The 19,810-nt window shown below is 62.9% G+C and carries 17 protein-coding genes and 1 tRNA gene; 11 read left to right on the top strand and 7 right to left on the bottom strand.

Annotation, left to right across the window (positions count from 1 at the left end):
• Positions 1 to 116 precede the first annotated feature (116 nt).
• The 3 genes from AB3X86_RS13280 to AB3X86_RS13290 form a co-directional block, all read right to left on the bottom strand.
• Positions 117 to 1,415, bottom strand: a complete 1,299-nt coding sequence (locus tag AB3X86_RS13280; protein WP_368596351.1) for an HlyC/CorC family transporter — start codon at positions 1,413 to 1,415, stop codon at positions 117 to 119.
• Between the two features lie 245 nt (positions 1,416 to 1,660).
• Positions 1,661 to 1,737 (bottom strand) — tRNA-Pro (locus AB3X86_RS13285).
• A gap of 49 nt (positions 1,738 to 1,786) precedes the next feature.
• On the bottom strand, positions 1,787 to 2,779 hold the full coding sequence (locus AB3X86_RS13290; protein ID WP_026229109.1) for a polyprenyl synthetase family protein: 993 nt from the start codon (positions 2,777 to 2,779) through the stop codon (positions 1,787 to 1,789).
• Positions 2,780 to 3,064: 285 nt separating this feature from the next.
• Between AB3X86_RS13290 and rplU the strand changes: the two genes are divergently transcribed.
• The 4 genes from rplU to proB all read left to right on the top strand — a co-directional run bounded on the left by rplU (position 3,065) and on the right by proB (position 6,207).
• The gene (rplU, locus tag AB3X86_RS13295; RefSeq protein ID WP_007180329.1) at positions 3,065 to 3,376 is read left to right on the top strand and encodes a 50S ribosomal protein L21; all 312 of its coding nucleotides are present in this window, start codon (positions 3,065 to 3,067) and stop codon (positions 3,374 to 3,376) included.
• A gap of 25 nt (positions 3,377 to 3,401) precedes the next feature.
• Positions 3,402 to 3,662: a 50S ribosomal protein L27 gene (rpmA, locus tag AB3X86_RS13300; protein WP_008923994.1), complete on the top strand. Its 261-nt coding sequence runs from the start codon at positions 3,402 to 3,404 to the stop codon at positions 3,660 to 3,662.
• A gap of 235 nt (positions 3,663 to 3,897) precedes the next feature.
• Complete coding sequence (cgtA, locus tag AB3X86_RS13305; RefSeq protein ID WP_176104998.1) at positions 3,898 to 5,019, top strand: Obg family GTPase CgtA; 1,122 nt, start codon at positions 3,898 to 3,900, stop codon at positions 5,017 to 5,019.
• 69 nt (positions 5,020 to 5,088) lie between these two features.
• On the top strand, positions 5,089 to 6,207 hold the full coding sequence (gene proB / locus AB3X86_RS13310) for a glutamate 5-kinase (protein ID WP_176121902.1): 1,119 nt from the start codon (positions 5,089 to 5,091) through the stop codon (positions 6,205 to 6,207).
• A 121-nt stretch (positions 6,208 to 6,328) separates the two neighbouring features.
• Here the strand turns inward: proB and AB3X86_RS13315 are convergent, their stop codons facing one another.
• Both AB3X86_RS13315 and AB3X86_RS13320 read right to left on the bottom strand, forming a co-directional pair.
• Positions 6,329 to 6,886, bottom strand: a complete 558-nt coding sequence (locus tag AB3X86_RS13315; RefSeq protein ID WP_176105000.1) for a CNP1-like family protein — start codon at positions 6,884 to 6,886, stop codon at positions 6,329 to 6,331.
• A 77-nt stretch (positions 6,887 to 6,963) separates the two neighbouring features.
• The gene (locus AB3X86_RS13320; RefSeq protein ID WP_368596352.1) at positions 6,964 to 7,713 is read right to left on the bottom strand and encodes an RNA pyrophosphohydrolase; all 750 of its coding nucleotides are present in this window, start codon (positions 7,711 to 7,713) and stop codon (positions 6,964 to 6,966) included.
• Between the two features lie 300 nt (positions 7,714 to 8,013).
• Here AB3X86_RS13320 and AB3X86_RS13325 point away from each other — a divergent pair, with 300 nt between their 5' ends.
• Entirely contained in the window at positions 8,014 to 9,750 is a 1,737-nt protein-coding gene (locus AB3X86_RS13325; RefSeq protein WP_368596353.1) for a proline--tRNA ligase, read from the top strand.
• Positions 9,751 to 9,762: 12 nt separating this feature from the next.
• Positions 9,763 to 10,362 (top strand): MarC family protein, encoded by a 600-nt coding sequence (locus AB3X86_RS13330; protein WP_368596354.1) that lies wholly within the window; start codon positions 9,763 to 9,765, stop codon positions 10,360 to 10,362.
• 93 nt (positions 10,363 to 10,455) lie between these two features.
• Here AB3X86_RS13330 and AB3X86_RS13335 read toward each other — a convergent pair whose 3' ends face one another.
• Both AB3X86_RS13335 and ffh read right to left on the bottom strand, forming a co-directional pair.
• Positions 10,456 to 11,007, bottom strand: coding sequence for a hypoxanthine-guanine phosphoribosyltransferase (locus AB3X86_RS13335; protein WP_018437636.1), 552 nt, complete (start codon positions 11,005 to 11,007; stop codon positions 10,456 to 10,458).
• 158 nt (positions 11,008 to 11,165) lie between these two features.
• A complete protein-coding gene (gene ffh, locus AB3X86_RS13340; protein ID WP_176105005.1) occupies positions 11,166 to 12,533 on the bottom strand; it encodes a signal recognition particle protein in 1,368 nt (455 codons plus the stop codon).
• Positions 12,534 to 12,614: 81 nt separating this feature from the next.
• On the opposite strand from ffh, the gene AB3X86_RS13345 reads away from it, so the two are divergent.
• From AB3X86_RS13345 to AB3X86_RS13365, 5 genes are all read left to right on the top strand, one after another.
• Positions 12,615 to 13,538: an inner membrane protein YpjD gene (locus AB3X86_RS13345; RefSeq protein WP_368596355.1), complete on the top strand. Its 924-nt coding sequence runs from the start codon at positions 12,615 to 12,617 to the stop codon at positions 13,536 to 13,538.
• 8 nt (positions 13,539 to 13,546) lie between these two features.
• Complete coding sequence (locus AB3X86_RS13350; protein ID WP_368596356.1) at positions 13,547 to 13,849, top strand: PP0621 family protein; 303 nt, start codon at positions 13,547 to 13,549, stop codon at positions 13,847 to 13,849.
• On the top strand, positions 13,846 to 14,442 hold the full coding sequence (gene ampD, locus AB3X86_RS13355) for a 1,6-anhydro-N-acetylmuramyl-L-alanine amidase AmpD (RefSeq protein ID WP_368596357.1): 597 nt from the start codon (positions 13,846 to 13,848) through the stop codon (positions 14,440 to 14,442). The genes AB3X86_RS13350 and ampD overlap by 4 nt, the downstream gene beginning before the upstream one ends.
• A gap of 533 nt (positions 14,443 to 14,975) precedes the next feature.
• Positions 14,976 to 17,975, top strand: coding sequence for a ribonucleoside-diphosphate reductase subunit alpha (locus AB3X86_RS13360; RefSeq protein WP_368596358.1), 3,000 nt, complete (start codon positions 14,976 to 14,978; stop codon positions 17,973 to 17,975).
• A gap of 585 nt (positions 17,976 to 18,560) precedes the next feature.
• Positions 18,561 to 19,784 (top strand): ribonucleotide-diphosphate reductase subunit beta, encoded by a 1,224-nt coding sequence (locus tag AB3X86_RS13365; RefSeq protein ID WP_176105010.1) that lies wholly within the window; start codon positions 18,561 to 18,563, stop codon positions 19,782 to 19,784.
• Positions 19,785 to 19,810 lie beyond the last annotated feature (26 nt).

Raw genomic sequence — 19,810 nt, forward strand, 5'->3', positions numbered from 1 at the left:
TGACGGCTTCATCTTCCCGATGAGGGCGTCCGAATGCCATTCGGCCATTCGGCTAATGGCGCGCGTCGCGAGCCTGTGCAATGCTGACCATGAATTAGCGAGCGACTGTGCGGGTCTCAGCCTGACCTTGCTTTTCCGGCCTTTGTGCGCGACGGCGGTTTGAACAGCTTGACGGTGCGGATTGCCTGATCGTCGCTGCGCATCACTTCGAGCTTGGTGTCGCCGATGCACACGCAGACGTCGCCGTCGGGAATGTCTTCGAGAATTTCGAGAATCAGGCCGTTGAGCGTTTTGGGGCCATCGGTGGGCAGCGCGAGTTGCAGCCAGCGGTTCAACTCGCGCAACGGCATGCTGCCCGCGACGATGCATTCGCCCGCTTCGTTCCAGCCGCCGCGCGAACTGGCGCCACGCGGAATCGACGTGGTGAATTCGCCGATCAGCTCCTCGATGATGTCTTCCGGCGTGACGAGACCTTGCAGTTCGCCGTATTCGTTGACGACGAGCGCGATGCGATGCCGGCTCTCCTGGAAGTATTGCAACTGCGGGAACACCGGCGTGCCGCTTGGCACGAAGTACGGCTCGGCGAGCAGCTCGCGCAAGGTATCGCGTTCGAACTCCTGGTTGTGCAGCGCTGACAGGGTCTTGCGCACGTGCAGCACACCGAGCACTCGGTCGATGTCGCCCTGGTAGACGATCAGCTTGTTGTGATAGCAGGTCTCTAGTTGATGCAGGATCTGTTCGAACGGTGCATCGAAGTCGAGCGCTTCGATGCGGCGACGCGGGATCATCACGTCATCGACCGAGATGTTTTCGAGGTCGAACAGATTCAGCAGGATGCTGCGGTGTTTGGTCGGCATGAAGCTGCCCGACTCGAGCACGATGGTGCGCAGTTCTTCGGTGGACAGTCGCTGATCGCGCGCGCCCTTCGTATTAATGTGCAGCACGCGCAGGATGCCGGTGGCGAACAGGTTGACGAACCAGATCACCGGTTTCCCGATGCGCATCAATGGCGCGATCAGCAGGCTTGCGGGCAGCGCGATTTTCTCGGGAAAGGTTGCGCCGACGATCTTCGGCGTGATTTCTGCGAACACGATGATTAGGAAGGCGACGATACCGGTCGCGATCGACAGCACGAGGCTATTGCGGCCGAACGTATGCAACGCGAGCGATGTAGTCAGTACCGGAATGATCGTGTTGAACAGGTTATTGCCGATCAGGATCACGCTCAGCAACTGATCGGTTTTCGCAAGCAGTCCCTGGGTAGTTTTCGCGCCGAGGGTGTTTTTGCTGGCGAGATGTTTGAGCCGATGACGGTTCAGCGCCATCATCGCTGTCTCGGAAATGGAAAAGAAGGCGGAGCAGACAAGCAGCAGAAGGACGGCGCCGATCTGCGCCCATAAGGGAAGTTGTTCCACGCGTCGTGAAAAATAAGGGAAAGGATGGAGAGAATATAGCAGAGGGGGCCACGCGCTCCGCCGTGAACGGCGGCTGACGCCGCTCGGACGACAACGTCGCGACGTGCGCGCTGTGCCTGTCTAACCGGAGGAAAAGAAAGCAGCGAAAGGCAGCACGACAGCAGCAAAAAGGTGCCGCGCAAAACAAAAAACCGCCGAGCAATGCTGCGGCGGTTTTTAAACCTTGAGCTAACAAGGGGGGAATCTGGTCGGGGTGAGAGGATTCGAACCTCCGGCCTCTACGTCCCGAACGTAGCGCTCTACCAGGCTAAGCTACACCCCGATTTGGTACTGCTGACTCGACTCGGACTAATTCGGCGTTGCAGTCTCGTTCAAGACTGTCTTGCCGTCGAGTAAGAACATAATTCTAGCAGGCTCTCTTTGAAAATGGAATGGGGAAATGAAGAAATTGCTGCCGCGGCTGCTTGCGCTTCCTGTTTCGCGCACTCGAGCGTGTGGTCGAGCGCGCCCGATCGCGTGATCGCGTCGAAAATCGTATCGAAACGGTCGGTGCCACCTTGCTCGATGGCTTCACGCGCGAGCGCCGATTGCTCGGGCGTGCCGCGTTCGATCAGATAGATGAGCGGCAGCGTCGGTTTGCCTTCGCGCAGATCGTCGCCGGCGTTCTTGCCCATCGACTCGGCCGTGCCCGTGTAGTCGAGCCAGTCGTCCATGATCTGGAACGCGGTGCCGATGCGGCGGCCATATTCGGCGGCGGCGGCTTCGGTTTTCGCGTCCGCGCCGGCGAGCACTGCCCCGAGTTGGGCGGCCGCCTCGAACAACTTTGCGGTTTTGTAGCGGATCACCTGCATGTAGCGGGCTTCATCGACGTCGGCATCGTGCATGTTCAACAACTGCAGCACTTCGCCTTCGGAGATGATGTTGGTCGCCTCCGACAGAATTTCCATCACGCGCATCTTGCCCACGCCGACCATCATCTGGAACGAGCGCGAATACAGGAAATCACCGACCAGCACGCTCGCGGCGTTGCCGAACAGCGCGTTGGCGGTCTGGCGGCCGCGCCGCAGGTCGGACTCGTCGACCACGTCGTCATGCAGCAGCGTGGCCGTGTGAATGAATTCGACGACCGCGGCAAGCTCGTGCCGGTGTCCCGTCGTGTCGCCCAGCGCGCCCGCCACCAGCAACAGCAGCGCGGGCCGCAGCCGCTTGCCGCCGGCGCTGATGATGTACTCGGAAATCTGGTTGATCAGCATCACGTCCGACGCAAGACGTTGCCGGATGACGCGATTGACCTGCTGCATGTCTTCGGCGATCGGAGCAAGCAGGCTGGCGACGTTGGGGGAGGTGGTGGCAGTCGACGACATGATGGCTGAATTGGGTAGTGCCGCGAATTATAAGGCGATCGGGGCGCTTCCGTGTCGTCGGCTGCGGTGCGGATGCTTTTCGCATGGCGCGAGGGCCGCTCGCCAAGGGCGTCTGCGGGCCGCCGCGCGTCGCTGGTTTAGTCTCTGCGAGCGCCTGCGAGAGAGGGCGAGCGCGAACGGTAGGCGGTTTGGTAAGCAGGTTTTGACCGAGCAGCTAACTCTATGTATAATTGAGAGTTTCCGCGCGCGGTGCGTGGGAAAAATGAATACAGAGTGAGGTTTTCAATGTACGCGGTCATAAAAACCGGTGGCAAGCAGTACAAGGTTGCCGTCGGCGAAAAACTTAAAGTAGAACAGATACCGGCAGACATTGACGCTGAAATCACGCTCGACCAGGTTCTCGCAGTGGGCGAAGGCGAATCGATTAAGTTCGGTACGCCGCTGGTCAGTGGGGCTTCCGTCAAGGCTACCGTCGTGTCGCAAGGGCGTCACGCCAAAGTGACGATCTTCAAGATGCGTCGCCGGAAGCACTACCAGAAGCATGGCGGCCACCGCCAGAACTATACCGAACTGCGCATCGACGCGATCAACGCGTAAGCGCACCGGTTAAGGAGCAAATCAAATGGCACACAAAAAGGCAGGCGGATCGTCCCGGAACGGCCGCGACTCCGAATCGAAGCGCCTCGGCGTTAAGGTTTACGGCGGCCAGGCTATCAACGCTGGTGGCATCATCGTGCGTCAGCGCGGTACGCGCATGCACGCTGGCGAGAACGTCGGCATGGGCAAGGATCACACCCTGTTCGCGCTGAAGGACGGCCACGTCCAGTTCTCGACGAAGGGCGCGGCGAAGAAGCATACCGTTTCCGTCGTCCCGGCAGCCTGAGTTTAATCAGGCACGGGCTTCAGGACCGGAAAAGGCCCCGCGAAGTTCGCGGGGCCTTTTTTATTGCGGCGTCTCTTTCGTGTGGCGCCGAAGCCGCGCAGCCGGCAGTTCATCACCGGCGACTATGCCGTTCGGTCGATTGATCAACGCGCGGCGCGCGCGGCAAAATAGCAAGTATCCAATCAGTAACGCCCTTGCATCGAATCGGGCAGTACACCACGGGACGGAGTAACGCATGAAGTTCATTGACGAAGCGAGGATTGAAGTCATCGCCGGCGACGGAGGGGATGGCAGCGCGTCGATGCGCCGCGAGAAGTTCGTTCCGTTCGGCGGTCCCGATGGCGGTGACGGCGGCCGGGGCGGCAGCGTGATCGCGGTTGCTGACCGCAACATCAACACGCTGATCGACTACCGCTACGCGAAAAAACATCTGGCGCGCAACGGCGAAAACGGCCGTGGTTCAGATTGCTATGGCAAGGGCGGCGACGACATCACGCTGCGCATGCCGGTTGGCACTACCATCACGGACATGGAAACCGGCGAGCTGATCGCCGATCTGACCGAGCACAACCAGAGCGTGCAAATCGCGCAAGGCGGCGCCGGCGGTCTCGGCAACCTCCATTTCAAGTCCAGCACGAACCGCGCGCCGCGTCAAAAGACCGACGGCAAGCCGGGCGAGCGCCGCATGGTCCGCCTCGAACTGAAAGTGTTGGCCGACGTCGGTCTGCTCGGCATGCCCAATGCAGGCAAGTCGACGTTCATCTCGTCGGTGTCTAACGCGAAGCCAAAAATTGCCGATTACCCGTTCACCACACTCGCGCCGAACCTCGGCGTCGTGCGCGTCGGGCCGAGCCGCAGCTTTGTGATTGCGGACATTCCGGGGCTGATCGAAGGCGCGGCGGAAGGCGCCGGCCTAGGCCATCAATTCCTGCGTCACCTGCAACGTACCGGGCTGCTGCTGCATATCGTCGACATCGCACCGTTCGATGAATCGATCGATCCGGTCGCGGAAGCGAAGGCGATCGTCAACGAACTGCGCAAGTACGACGAAGAGCTCTACCAGAAGCCGCGCTGGCTCGTGCTGAACAAGCTGGACATGGTGCCTGAGGACGATCGCGAAGCGCGCGTGGCGGCTTTCCTCGAAGGTTTCGGCTGGGACGGTCCGGTGTTCGAGATCTCGGCGCTGACCGGCCAGGGCTGTGAAAATCTTTGCTATGCGGTGTTCGACTACCTAGCCGAACACTCGGACGCACAACGCGCGGCCGAAGCCGAAGATCTCGCCTCCGACGTGCGTTTCCGAGAGGGGACGCAAGTACCGGCCGCGACCCGCGAAGCCGGCACCGATCCGCAGGAATAACAACTCGAGCGCCGGCGCCTGCGGCGGGTGTCGGCATGCATCACGCGTCATCTTGGGAGACAGCGCACAATGCGTTCCGTCATCGCAGATTCACGGCGATTGGTCGTCAAAGTCGGTTCGAGCCTCGTCACGAACGACGGACGCGGCCTCGATCATGCGGCCATCGGCCGCTGGGCCGCGCAAATTGCCGCACTGCGCGCGCAGGGCAAGGAAGTCGTGCTGGTCAGTTCGGGCGCGATCGCCGAGGGCATGCAGCGGCTCGGCTGGACCAAGCGGCCGCGTGAAATCGATGAATTGCAGGCGGCCGCGGCGGTCGGCCAGATGGGCCTCGCGCAAGTGTACGAAAGCCGCTTTGCCGAGCATTCCATCCAGACTGCGCAGATCCTGCTCACTCACGCCGACCTCGCCGACCGCGAGCGCTATCTGAATGCGCGCTCCACGCTGCTCACGCTGCTGCGGCTCGGTGTCGTACCGATCATCAACGAGAACGACACGGTCGTCACCGACGAAATCAAGTTCGGCGACAACGACACGCTCGGCGCGCTGGTCGCCAATCTGATCGAGGGCGACGCGCTGATCATTCTGACGGACCAGCAAGGCCTCTTCACCGCCGATCCGCGTAAGAACCCGAACGCGACGCTCGTCCAGCAAGCCGACGCCGGCGCGCCCGATCTGGAAGCGATGGCGGGCGGCGCGGGCTCGAGCCTCGGCCGCGGCGGCATGCTGACCAAAATCCTTGCCGCGAAGCGCGCCGCCCATAGCGGCGCAAATACGGTGATCGCGAGTGGGCGCGAAGCGGACGTGCTGCTGAGACTAGCGGCCGGCGAGGCGATCGGCACGCAGCTGATCGCCCGCACCGCGCGCATGGCGGCGCGCAAGCAATGGATGGCCGATCACCTGCAGGTGCGCGGCCACGTCGTGATCGATGACGGCGCGGTCGAAAAATTGACCGCCGGCGGCAAGAGCCTGCTGCCGATCGGCATCGTCGGCGTGCAGGGCGCTTTCGCGCGCGGCGAGGTGATCGCGTGTCTGAGCGCGTCGGGCCGTGAAGTCGCACGTGGTTTGACGAACTACAGCAGCGCGGAAACCAAGCTGATCCAGCGGCGTCCGAGCGGCGAAATCGAGTCGGTACTGGGCTATATGCTGGAGCCCGAGCTGATTCACCGCGACAATCTCGTGCTGATTTGATCTTTCAGGATGCGAGCGCACAAAGCGCCGACAAAAAAGCCGTTCCAGCGCAGGCTGGAACGGCTTTTTGTGGTCATGTGTAGGCAACGACGCCTGAATCAGGTGTGCCGCACAAACGGCCTCAATGAATCTGCGACGTCTGCGTGCGCTTGTAACGAATGTTCTCGACGATGCGCTGCGCGTTGCCGGTCGGAATCTTGTTCGCGCACATATAGTCCTGATACAGCGCGGCCTGGTACGCGTTCAGCGCACCGTTTTCGATGCGCGAAAACTGATTCGCGACCGTCGTGTCCCAGCCGTCGTGATCGGCGTTGAGGCCCGCGTACTGACGCCATTCATACGTATCGCAGCGGATGCCCTCGTAATTGACGTTGCGCGCGCCGCCCGGGCTCGTGACGACCACCGTGTAACGCACGACACCGTCGTCGCCGACGCTGACCGATTTCGGGTCGATCGCGAATTGCAGCGGCGTATTGCCGGAGACCTCGAACGGCAGCAGGTTCGTGTCGGTGGGCAGCGGCGGCAACGTGTCGACCTTGTTTTCAACCCAGTTGCTCTTACGATCCAGCAGATAGACGAACTCGCTGTCGTCTTTATTGGTCGGTTTGCCGGCGCTCGAACAGCCTGCCAGCAGGGCGCCGGTGGCGACGCATGCCACGGCGAGTGCAAATGCTTTCAATCTGATTCCCTCGAAAGACGGACGCGGCCCGAAGGCCGCGCCAGAGAGAGGCGGCGTGAGCCGCCGCCTTGCAATGGTTAATCGCGCACCCCTCGTCGGACTGACGGGGCGCCGACCTCGTGGGCTTCGGCCGTTTCCTGCTCATGCTCCGGTGCAATGTTTGCATCCGGTGAGCCGGGGCCGCAATCCGGCACGACCAGCAGGCGCGTCGAAGTTTCGACACCGACCGAACTTACGGTAGTGACGGTGGTGACCACCGTGCTTACCGCGGAATCCGGCGGGCTTTGCATCGACGACGCTATCCGAGGATAACGCGACCCATGATGCCCGCCAGGTTTTTCCGCACGCGGCGCAGGCCGGCGCATGAAACGGGACAACTCCGTCAGCGCCAACTGATACACATCCCGCTTGAACTCGATCACACAGTCGAGCGGTACCCAATACTCGTTCCAACGCCACGCATCGAACTCAGGGTGGTCGGTGGCGCGCAGACAGATGTCGCAGTCGCGTCCTACCATCCGGAGCAAAAACCAGATTTGTTTCTGGCCGCGGTAATGACCGCGTACTTCGCGCTTGATGAACTTGTCAGGCACCTCGTAACGCAACCAGTCGCGCGTGCGACCGATCACCTTGACGTGCTCAGGAAGCAGTCCGGTCTCTTCGTGTAACTCCCGATACATCGCTTGCACGGGGGTCTCGCCATATTTGATGCCCCCTTGCGGAAACTGCCAGGAATGTTCACGGAGCCGTTTGCCCCAAAACACCTCGTTGTGCGCGTTCAAGAGGATGATGCCGACGTTCGGGCGAAAGCCTTCACGATCCAGCATACAACCACCTTCGAATCCTTTAAAATTGCTTTGATTATAAACAGATAACGGACCCTACGCACCGAATCGCATGAGATTGCCGCGATTCGCCGCAACAGCCCGTGTTTGCGGTAGCCTGTCGGTTTTCCGTGCCCGATCCCTTGCGAGAGGCTTTGCGCGGCGGTTTCGGCGCCGCACGGCGGCAGGGCGCCGCCAGTCGGGCGAACCCCGCTGGCTTCGCCGCTGATCTGTGTCGATTTTCCCCATGTTTTCACCTTTTCTGGCGGTCCCACCGGAAGCCGCCGCTTTTGGACACCTTGAATGAAAGCTTCCCGTTTCTTTATCGGCACGCTCAAAGAAGCGCCCGCCGACGCCGAAATCATCAGCCACAAGCTCATGGTGCGCGCGGGCATGATCCGCCGCGTCGCGGGCGGTATCTACAACTACCTGCCGGTCGGCCTGCGTTCGATCCGCAAGGTAGAAGCGATCGTGCGCGAGGAAATGAACCGGGCAGGCGCCATCGAGCTGTTGATGCCGGCCGTGCAGCCGGCCGAACTGTGGCAGGAATCGGGCCGCTGGGAGAAGTATGGTCCCGAGCTGTTGCGCTTCAAGGACCGCAAGCAGGCCGATTTCGTGATGGGCCCGACGCACGAGGAAGTCGTGACCGACATCGCGCGCAACCAGATCAAGAGCTATCGCCAGCTGCCGGTCAACTTCTATCAGATCCAGACGAAGTTCCGCGATGAGATCCGTCCGCGTTTCGGCGTGATGCGCGGCCGCGAATTCATCATGAAAGACGCGTACTCGTTCGACAAGGACGCGGAAGGTCTGCGCGAGTCGTATCGCAAGATGTACGACGCGTACGTGCGCATCTTCACGCGCCTCGGCCTCGAGTTCCGCGCGGTCGCGGCGGACAACGGCTCGATCGGCGGCAGCGGCTCGCATGAGTTCCACGTGATCGCCGACACCGGCGAAGACGCGATCGCCTATTGCCCGAGTTCCGATTTCGCCGCGAACGTCGAGGCCGCCGACGCGCTGCCGCTGATCGCGCAACGCGCCGCGCCGGCCGAGGACATGAAAAAGACCGCGACGCCCGGCAAGGCGAAGTGCGAGGCGGTCGCCGAACTGCTGAACATTCCGCTCGAGCGGACGATCAAGTCGGTCATTCTCGCCACCGAAAACGAAGGCGCCGAGCCGACCATCTGGCTGCTGATGCTGCGCGGCGACCACGACCTGAACGAGATCAAGGTCGGCAAGCTGGCCGGCCTCGCCGACTTCCGCATGGCGACCGAAGCCGAGATCATCGAGACGTTCGGCACGCCGCCGGGTTATCTCGGTCCGATCAACACGAAGAAGCCGGTCAAGGTGATCGCGGACAGCACGGTCGCGAACATGAGCGACTTCGTGGTCGGCTCGAACGAGGTCGACTATCACACCACCGGCGTGAACTGGGGCCGCGACCTGCCGGAGCCGGTCGTCGCCGACATCCGCAACGTGAAGAAGGGCGATCCGTCGCCGGACGGCAAGGGCGTGCTCGACATCTGCCGCGGCATCGAAGTGGGCCACGTGTTCCAGCTCGGCACGAAGTACTCCGAAGCGATGAACGCGACCTGTCTCGACGAAACCGGCAAGCCGCGGCCGATGGAAATGGGCTGCTACGGTATCGGCGTCACACGTATTCTCGGCGCCGCGATCGAACAGAATTTCGACGACAAAGGCATCATCTGGCCGGAGTCGATCGCGCCGTTCGAAGTCGTGCTGTGCCCGATGGGCTACGACCGCAGCGACGCGGTACGCGAGCAGGCCGACAAGCTGTACGCGGAACTCGTCGCGGCCGGCATCGACGTGATCCTCGACGATCGCGGCGAGCGTCCGGGCGTGATGTTCGCCGACTGGGAACTGATCGGCGTGCCGCATCGGCTGGTGATCGGCGACCGCGGGCTGAAGGACGGCAAGATCGAGTATCAGGGCCGTCGCGACGCCGAAGCGACGCTGCTGCCGGTCGCGGACGCCGCGCAGACCGTGATCGACAAAGTGCGCGCGGCGCTCGCGAACTAAGCGGGGCGGGCAGTGGAGTACACCTTCCTGTCCGCGACGGTGCTGCTGATCCTGATCACCGATCCGCTCGGCAACATCCCGATCTTCATTAGCTGTCTGCGTGGGGTGTCGCCGGAGCGCCGCACGGTGGTGATCCTGCGCGAGGTCGCGATCGCGTTTGCGATCCTGTTGGTGTTCATGGTGCTCGGGCAGAGCTTTCTGCGCATGATGAGCCTGAGTGACCAGTCGCTGCGGATCGGCGGCGGCATCGTGCTGTTTCTGATTGCGCTGCGCATGGTGTTTCCGCATCCGGACGGTCCATTCGGCGGCGACGCGCGCGGCGGCGAGCCGCTGATCGTGCCGCTCGCGATTCCGGCGCTCGCGGGTCCGTCGGCGTTGGCGACCGTCATGCTGCTGACCTCGCAGGCGCCGGGCCAGACGTTCGAGTGGGTCGGCGCGCTGACCGTCACGATGATCATCTGCGCGATCGTGCTGATGCTCGCCGAGCGCATTCAGGCGTGGCTCGGTGAACGGATGATGGCGGCGTTCGAGCGGCTGATGGGGCTGGTGCTCGTCGCGATTTCAGTCGAGATGATGCTCGGCGGGATCCGCTCTTTCGTGCACAAGCTGTAAAGCGGGAGCCGGTGCGCGAGCCGCCACCGTCGCAGCCATAAAAAAAGCAGCCGGACAGGCTGCTTTTTTTTTGCCGGTACGCGGATGCGCCGCTCACGCCCCCTCGGTCAACGCCCGAATGGTCGGCAGATTGCGCCAGTAGCCCTTCGCATCCATCCCGCAGCCGAACACGTACCGGTCCGGCACTTCGAAGCCGCAGTAATCGGGGCGCAGCGGCTTCGCCTTCGGAATGATCTTCTCGCACAGCACCGCGGACAGGAAGCGCTTCGCGCCCATCGCGAGAATGCGGTCGCGGATCGCGGCCATCGTCTCGCCTTCGTCGAGGATGTCGTCGAGCACGAGCACCACGCGATCCTTGACCGACTCGGCCGGCGCGACGCGCCATTGCATCTCGTTGCTGCCCTTCGTCGTATTGCGGTAGCGCGTCAGATGGATGTAGTCGAACTCGAGCGGGAAATCGAGGTGCGGCAGCAGCATGCCGGTGAACACCGCGGCGCCGCCCATTACCGACAGCACGAGCGGGAAGTCCTCGCTCATCTCGTCGCGGATGGCGGCCGCCATGCGGGCGATTGACGCAGTGACGTCCGAGGCCGAAACGATCTCTTCGGAATGTTGAAAAATCTGCAGGGCTTCTTCGCGGTTCATGACGTCTGACGGCCGATAACTGTATACATAGTGTGAGTGGCAACATCCCGAGGGACGTTCCCGCGAGGGACGACGCGATGCGCTACAGAATAAACCCGCACGATGCCGAAGTCAGCCACGCCGCGCATCGGCGCGAGCGCGCGCCGGTCCCATCAAGCTTAGCGCATGCCGGGCATCATGCCCTTCATGCCGCGCATCATCTTCTGCAGGTTGCCGCCCTTGAGCTTCTTCATCATCGTGCGCATCTGTTCGTACTGGTTCAGCATGCGGTTGACTTCCTGCACCTGCACGCCCGCGCCCGCGGCGATGCGGCGCTTGCGGGTCGCCTTGATCAGTTCGGGTTTGGCGCGCTCGGCCGGCGTCATCGAGTTGATGATGCCTTCCATGCGGCGCATCTGCTTCTCGGCCTGGCTCATGTCGGCGCCGGCGGCGGCCTGCTGGAACTGCGCGGGCAGCTTATCCATCAGCGACGACAAGCCGCCCATGCCCTTCATTTGCGAGAGCTGCGCGCGGAAATCGTTGAGGTCGAAGTCGCCGCCTTTCTTGACCTTGTCGGCGAGCTTCTGCGCGGCCTGCACGTCGACGCCGCGCTGCGCTTCCTCGACGAGCGCGAGAATATCGCCCATGCCGAGAATCCGGCTCGCCATGCGGTCGGGGTGGAATACTTCGAGGCCGTCGAGCTTTTCGGCGACGCCCACGAACTTGACCGGCTTGCCCGTCACGTGACGCACGGACAGCGCCGCGCCGCCGCGCGAATCACCGTCGAGCTTGGTGAGCACGACGCCGGTGAGCGGCAGCGCGTCGCTGAACGCCTTCGCGGTGTTGACCGCGTCCTGACCGAGCATCGCGTCGACGACGAACAGCGTTTCCGCCGGCTTCAGCTCGGCGTGCAGCGCGGCGATTTCCTGCATCATCGCTTCGTCGATACCGAGACGGCCGGCCGTGTCGACGAGCAGCACGTCGTGATAGTGGCGCTTGGCCCAGTCGACCGCGGCGCGCGCGATGTCGACCGGCTTCTGGTTCGGCTCCGACGGGAAGAAGTCCGCACCGACCTGCTCAGTCACCGTTTTCAGCTGCGCGATAGCGGCGGGACGATAGACGTCGCACGAAACCGTCAGCACCTTCTTCTTGTACTTCTCGCGCAGCAGCTTCGCGAGCTTGCCGACCGTGGTCGTTTTACCGGCACCCTGCAGACCCGCCATCAGGATGATCGCAGGCGGCGTGACGGCGAGATTCAGTTCGGAGGCCTTGCCCTCGTAATCGCCGCCGATCACCGCGGTCAGCTCGCGCTGCACCACGCCGACGAGCGCCTGACCCGGCGACAGGCTGGCGATCACTTCCTCGCCGAGCGCCTTCTCCTTGACCTTCGCGATGAACTCGCGCACGACGGGCAGCGCCACGTCGGCCTCGAGCAGTGCGAGACGCACCTCGCGCAGCATTTCCTGGGTGTTCGCCTCGGTGAGCCGGGCTTCGCCGCGCAGCGTCTTGACGACGCGCGCCATCCGTTGAGTCAGATTGTCGAGCATGGGGAGCGATGAACGGTGGGGCCCGCGCAGCGCGCGAAGCAGAAGGCGTCGCGGGGAAGGGCCCTAGTGTAAACTTCGAATATGGATATTGTACTGTATGCCCTCACCGCGCTTCTCTACGGCGGTCTTGCCGTGGCCGGCTGGCGCTCGCACCGGCACGCGGCCGTGCGTCCGCTGCTCGAGAGCGTGCCGCCGCTGCCCGATCAATCCGTCCACGCGGGCGCTCTGGTGGCCTCCGGCATGAGCGCGCCCGGGCGCGCGCTGTTATTCGTCGCGCTGCTCGCTCACGGCGTACTGCTGCATACCACGATCTTCCCGCAGAACGCGATGGTGTTCGGCTTCGCGTTCGCGCTGTCGGCGATGTTCTGGCTCGGCGCCGGCATCTACTGGATCGAAAGCTTCTTCTTCCCGCTCGACGGACTGCGCCTGCTGGTGTTGCCGCTCGCGTGCGTCGCATCGCTGCTGCCGCTTGCGTTCGGTGGCGCGCGCGTGCTGCCGTATGCGGCCGCGCCGATGTTCAAGCTGCACTTCCTGATCGCGAACATCGCGTACGGTCTGTTCGCGATCGCCGCGCTGCACGCGGTGCTGATGCTGGCGGTCGAGCGGCGTTTGCATTCGATGCGCGGCGCTCTCGCGCAGCGACACGCGGCGTCGGGCAACGGCTGGTGGTCGAGCTGGCTCGACACCCTGCCGCCGCTACTCACACTCGAGAAGCTGCTGTTCCGGCTGATCGGCGCCGGCTTCGTGCTGCTTACGCTGACGCTGCTGTCGGGCATCCTGTTTAGCGAGCAACTGCTCGACCGCGCGTTGCGGCTCGATCACAAAACTGTGTTCGCGATTCTTTCGTGGGTGATGTTCGGCGCGCTGCTGACGGCGCGCAAGGTGTCCGGCTGGCGCGGCCGTGCGGCATTGCGCTGGGTGCTGGCCTCGTTCGTCGCGCTGTTGCTCGCGTACGTCGGCAGCCGTTTCGTTTTAGAGGTGCTGTTGCACCGGCCTGTAGTGTGAGCGTCCCCATGCGACAAATCTTTTTGCTGATTCTGCTGTTCATCGTCGGACAGTGGCTCGTGAAGGCACTGCGCCGCCACGACGCGCAACGCACCGGCGCGCGCGGCGCCAACGGTGCCGGCGCCGCGAACGGCGGCGCGCGTTCTTCGGATGGACAACAGCCGCAGCTTGCCGAACCGATGATTCGCTGCGTCGAGTGCGGCGTGCACGCACCGAAGAGCGACTCGGTCAGCGTCGCGGGGCAGGCGTTCTGTTGCGCCGCGCACGCGCAGCGTCACGGCGCGCGTCCGAGCGGCCGCGACGCCCGATGAGCGACGTCTTCACCGTCGATACCGACGGCTGGGTTCCCGCCGCACGCAAGCTCCCCTCGCCGAACTTCGAAGCGCGGCCGCAAGGCGCGGTGCCGACGCTGATCGTCGTTCACAACATCAGCCTGCCGCCGAACGAGTTCGGCGGCACCGCGATTGCCGAGCTGTTCCAGAACACGCTCGACTGCGACGCTCACCCGTACTACGACTCGCATCTGCGCGGCGTGCGTGTGTCCGCGCATTTCGTGATTCATCGCGACGGCGCGCTCGAGCAGTTCGTGTCGTGCAATGAGCGCGCGTGGCACGCGGGACCGTCGAATTTTTTCGGCCGCGAGCGCTGCAATGATTTCTCGATCGGCATCGAGCTCGAAGGCAGCGACACCACCGCCTTCGAAGCGGCGCAATACCGCACGCTCGCCGCGCTGGTGAGCGCACTGAAGGCGCGCTATCCGATCGACGCGCTTGCTGGACACTCCGACATCGCGCCCGGTCGCAAGACCGATCCCGGTCCACATTTCGAGTGGCCGCGGCTGCAACGCGACACGTTGCTCGACGGTCGGTATTTCCCCTATCTCAAGTTTTCCGAAACGCGGTAATCCCCCTTCGCACGATCTTGCGTGATCCGCAGAGAACGAAGCGCAGCCTGCTTCTCCGGGGAGCTTATGCGCGTCGCGCGACGCAAAAGTCAAGACTTCGAGCGCAAATAAAACGGTTTGACCTGTCTCGAATCTCCACTATACTTGGTGCCGACAACTGAGTTTCGCACTATATCTTGTGTTGTGCTGTGAATAACCATGTGCATAACCGAGTGAATAAGAGTGGATAAGTCTGCGGCGCCCCGCTCCCCGAGCACGGCGCCGCAAGCATTCCAGACAGCGAAAAAAATTCCTGGGGCGCAGCCGTTGGGGGATCTCCGGCCGCATCCAGAAGCATTCAGGAAAGGACCAGCCAGTGATCGCGACCGACCCGATGAAGACCGTCATCAAATCGAACCAGGCTTCCTCGCAGTTGCATCCCGCCAACCGGCGTAGCCGGCCTTCCTGCACCTCATCGCTCGCGCACGCGACGGCGCGGCGTTCGATTTAATCCGCGGCACCCGCCGCCATTTCCAAGACCAGGAGCTTTGCACATGCAAACCACCGACAACGTGACGACCCGGTACGAGGGCTCACCGACTGGCCAGGCTTTCGGCCAGACTCAAGGCGCACAGTCGCTCGCGCCGCAAGCGAGCTACGCCGACTACAAGGTGATCCGCCGCAATGGCACCGTGGTGTCGTTCGAGCCGTCGAAAATCGCGATCGCCGTGACGAAGGCGTTCCTCGCCGTCAACGGTGGTCAGGGCGCGGCGTCGGCACGGGTGCGCGAACTGGTCGAGCAACTCACGCAGAACGTGGTGCGCGCGCTGCTGCGCAGCCGTCCGAACGGCGGCACGTTCCATATCGAAGACATTCAGGATCAGGTCGAACTCGCGCTGATGCGCGGCGGTGAGCACAACGTCGCGCGTGCTTACGTGCTGTATCGCGAGAAGCGCAACCAGGCGCGCGCGCATGACGACCATGCAGATGCCGCGAGCACGCCGGGCCTGAACGTGACCGACAACGGCATCACGCGTCCGCTGGACATGGCCGCGCTGCGTGGCATCATCGAGTCCGCCTGCGCGAACCTCGGCGACGCGGTGAGCGCCGAGCCGATCGTCGCGGAAACGGTGAAGAACCTGTACGACGGCGTGCCGATGAGCCAGGTGTACGACTCGGCCATCCTCGCTGCCCGCACGATGATCGAAAAGGACCCGGCTTACAGCCAGGTCACCGCGCGCATCCTGCTGCACACGATCCGCCGCGAGATCCTCGAAGAGGAAGTCACGCAAGCCGAAATGGGCGAGCGCTACGCCGAGTACTTCCCGCAGTTCATCAAGCGCGGCGTGCAAGCGGAACTGCTCGACGACAAGCTGCTGCAGTTCGACCTGAAGCGTCTAGGCGCCGCGCTCGACGCGAACCGCGACCTGCAGTTCGGCTACCTCGGTCTGCAGACGCTCTACGACCGCTACTTCCTGCATCACGACAACGTGCGCATCGAGATGCCGCAGGCATTCTTTATGCGTGTCGCGATGGGTCTGTCGCTGAACGAGATCGACCGCGAAGCGCGCGCTATCGAGTTCTATAACGTGCTGTCGAGCTTCGACTTCATGAGCTCGACGCCGACGCTGTTCAACTCGGGCACGCGCCGCTCGCAGCTGTCGTCGTGCTACCTGACCACGGTCGACGACGACCTCGACGGCATCTACGAAGCGCTCAAGGAAAACGCGCTGCTGTCGAAGTTCGCCGGCGGTCTCGGCAACGACTGGACGCGTGTGCGCGCGCTCGGCTCGCACATCAAGGGCACCAACGGCAAGTCGCAGGGCGTGGTGCCGTTCCTGAAGGTCGTCAACGACACGGCGGTCGCGGTGAACCAGGGCGGCAAGCGCAAGGGCGCGGTGTGCGCGTATCTCGAGTCGTGGCACCTCGACATCGAGGAGTTCCTCGAGCTGCGCAAGAACACCGGCGACGACCGTCGTCGCACGCACGACATGAACACCGCGAACTGGATTCCCGACCTGTTCATGAAGCGCGTGATGGAAGGCGGCGACTGGACGCTGTTCTCGCCGTCCACCTGCCCGGATCTGCACGACAAGTTCGGCGCCGAATTCGAAGCGGCTTACACGGCTTACGAAGACAAGGTCGCGCGCGGCGAGATCAAGCTGTTCAAGAAGCTTCCGGCGGCGCAACTGTGGCGCAAGATGCTCGGCATGCTGTTCGAAACCGGCCATCCGTGGATCACGTTCAAGGACCCGTGCAACGTGCGCTCGCCGCAGCAGCACGTCGGCGTCGTCCACTCGTCGAACCTGTGCACGGAAATCACGCTGAACACCAGCGACGCCGAAATCGCCGTCTGTAACCTCGGCTCGGTGAACCTCGTCGCGCACCTGAAGGAGCAGGCCGACGGCACGGTGGCGCTCGACCACGACAAGCTCAAGCGCACGGTCAGCGTCGCGATGCGCATGCTCGACAACGTGATCGACATCAACTACTACGCGGTCGCCAAGGCGCGTAACTCGAACCTGAAGCACCGTCCGGTCGGCCTCGGCATCATGGGCTTCCAGGACTGCCTGCACGTGCTGCGCACGCCGTACGCGTCGCAGGAAGCGGTCGAGTTCGCCGATCGCTCGATGGAAGCGGTCTGCTACTACGCGTACTACGCTTCGACCGAGCTCGCCGAAGAGCGCGGCCGCTACTCGAGCTACCGCGGCTCGCTGTGGGATCGCGGCATCCTCCCGCAAGACTCGGTGGCGCTGCTCGAGCAAGCGCGCGGCGGTTATGTCGAGGTCGATTCGAGCGAGTCGATGGACTGGCCGGCGCTGCGCTCGCGCATCGCGACCCACGGCATGCGCAACTCGAACTGCGTGGCGATCGCGCCGACCGCGACGATCTCGAACATCATCGGCGTGTCGGCGTGCATCGAGCCGACCTATCAGAACCTGTACGTGAAGTCGAACCTGTCGGGCGAGTTCACGGTGGTCAACGACTACCTGGTGCGCGACCTGAAAGCGCGCGGTCTGTGGGACGAAGTGATGGTCGCCGACCTGAAGTACTTCGACGGCACGCTGTCGCGCATCGACCGCATCCCGGCCGACCTGCGCGCGATCTACGCGACCGCGTTCGAAGTCGATCCGGTGTGGCTCGTCGAGTCGGCCTCGCGTCGTCAGAAGTGGATCGACCAGGCGCAGTCGCTGAACATTTACATGGCGGGCGCATCGGGCAAGAAGCTCGACGAGATCTACAAGCTCGCATGGCTGCGCGGTCTGAAGACCACCTACTACCTGCGCACGATGGCGGCGACGCACGTCGAGAAGTCGACGGTCGCGCACGGCGCGCTTAACGCGGTGAGCTCGGGTCATGACGGCTCGGGTGGCGCAGGCGGCGCGGCAGGCGGCTTCGGCGTGGGCGGCGCGGCGGGTGGCGTGAGCGGCGGCTTCCAGGCAGCGACAGCGACTGCCGCGGTCGCAGTCGAAGCGGCACCCGAAGCGGATGGTCCGGTCTGCATGATGCGTCCGGGCGATCCTGGCTTCGACGAGTGCGAGGCTTGCCAGTAACGAGAGGCAAGCAGCGGGAGCGATGCTTGCTAACTGCACACGAGGGTCGTAGGTGATGACCCGCAGGCGGCGAGCGACGCGCCCCGTTGATGAAGTAGAAGCAGGTCGATGAGCGGTGAGCAGTATCGAAGTCTCACCGCTCGTCGATGCAGCGAAGCAACACAGCAGTTGGCAACACCAGACGATCGCTCGACATGGCATCGCACCTCAACCGCCAACGCTGACGCAACACGCTCGACGCGGCTCACCGCCGACTCTCGCGATGAGCGATTCGCGCGGCATCGACCGGTCCATCGATCAGTCGGCGGATGCCGCGAACGCGCTGCGCAATACATATAGATAGAGCAACGAAACGTCGTGTCGAAACGTTGCTCTTCGAGCTCGCGAAGGACCTCGGCAACACATGTTCAACACGCGATCATCACGCGTCACTCGATGCGTGACTGCATGAGTCACACGCAGCATGTCGAACAAAGTGTTGTATGAACGTAGCAACGCGAATCGAAAACAGGAATTTTCGCGAGTGAGCTCTTTTATCGCTCGTGAAAAGATGGTACAAACCGTTCTAAATTGATGGTGACATTTATGCTCAACTGGGATGACGAGATCACTGCCGTAACTCCCTCGAGCGCGACGCAACCGAACGTGTTGCGCAACGCTGCGGGGTCGGTTGTGGGTTCGCAAATCGGAACGCGTTCCGCTCCTCATGCTCCCTCCGCTCAAGAAGTCTTCGCGAACGACATCGCTGTCGCTCCCGTCGCTCATGCTGCCAACGCGGCGGCCGCTTCCGAAGCCCGCGTCAATGTCGCCGACAAGCGCATCATCAACGGCCAGACTGACGTCAACCAGCTGGTGCCGTTCAAGTACAAGTGGGCCTGGGAAAAGTATCTGGCGGGTTGCGCCAACCACTGGATGCCGCAGGAAGTGAACATGTCGCGCGACATCGCCCTGTGGAAAGACCCGAACGGGCTGACCGAAGACGAGCGCCGCATCGTCAAGCGCAACCTGGGCTTCTTCGTGACGGCCGACTCGCTCGCCGCCAACAACATCGTGCTGGGCACCTACCGCCACATCACGGCGCCCGAATGCCGCCAGTTCCTGCTGCGCCAGGCGTTCGAAGAGGCGATCCACACGCACGCTTACCAGTACATCGTCGAGTCGCTCGGTCTCGACGAGGGCGAAATTTTCAACGCGTATCACGAGGTCCCGTCGATCCGCGCGAAAGACGAATTCCTGATTCCGTACATCCACGTGCTGACCGACCCGGCCTTCAAGACCGGTACGCTCGAAGCAGACCAGACGCTGCTGCGCTCGCTGATCGTGTTCGCCTGTGTGATGGAAGGCCTGTTCTTCTACGTCGGCTTTACGCAAATCCTGGCGCTCGGCCGCCAGAACAAGATGACCGGCGCGGCGGAGCAGTACCAGTACATCCTGCGCGATGAGTCGATGCACTGCAACTTCGGCATCGACCTGATCAACCAGATCAAACTCGAAAACCCGCACCTGTGGACGGCTGAGTTCCGCGCCGAAATTCGCGCGATCTTCCAGCAGGCGGTCGAGCTCGAATACCGCTACGCCGAAGACACGATGCCGCGCGGCGTGCTCGGCCTCAACGCGTCGATGTTCAAGAGCTATCTGCGCTTCATCTGCAACCGCCGTTGCCAGCAGATCGGTCTCGATCCGCTGTACCCGAACGAGGAAAACCCGTTCCCGTGGATGAGCGAGATGATCGACCTGAAGAAAGAACGCAATTTCTTCGAGACGCGAGTGATCGAATATCAGACTGGCGGTGCGCTTTCCTGGGAGTGAGCCGGGATTCGCGTCGCGGATGGTTT

The sequence above is a fragment of the Paraburkholderia sp. BR14374 genome (genome assembly GCF_040948685.1).
Lineage (GTDB): Bacteria > Pseudomonadota > Gammaproteobacteria > Burkholderiales > Burkholderiaceae > Paraburkholderia > Paraburkholderia youngii.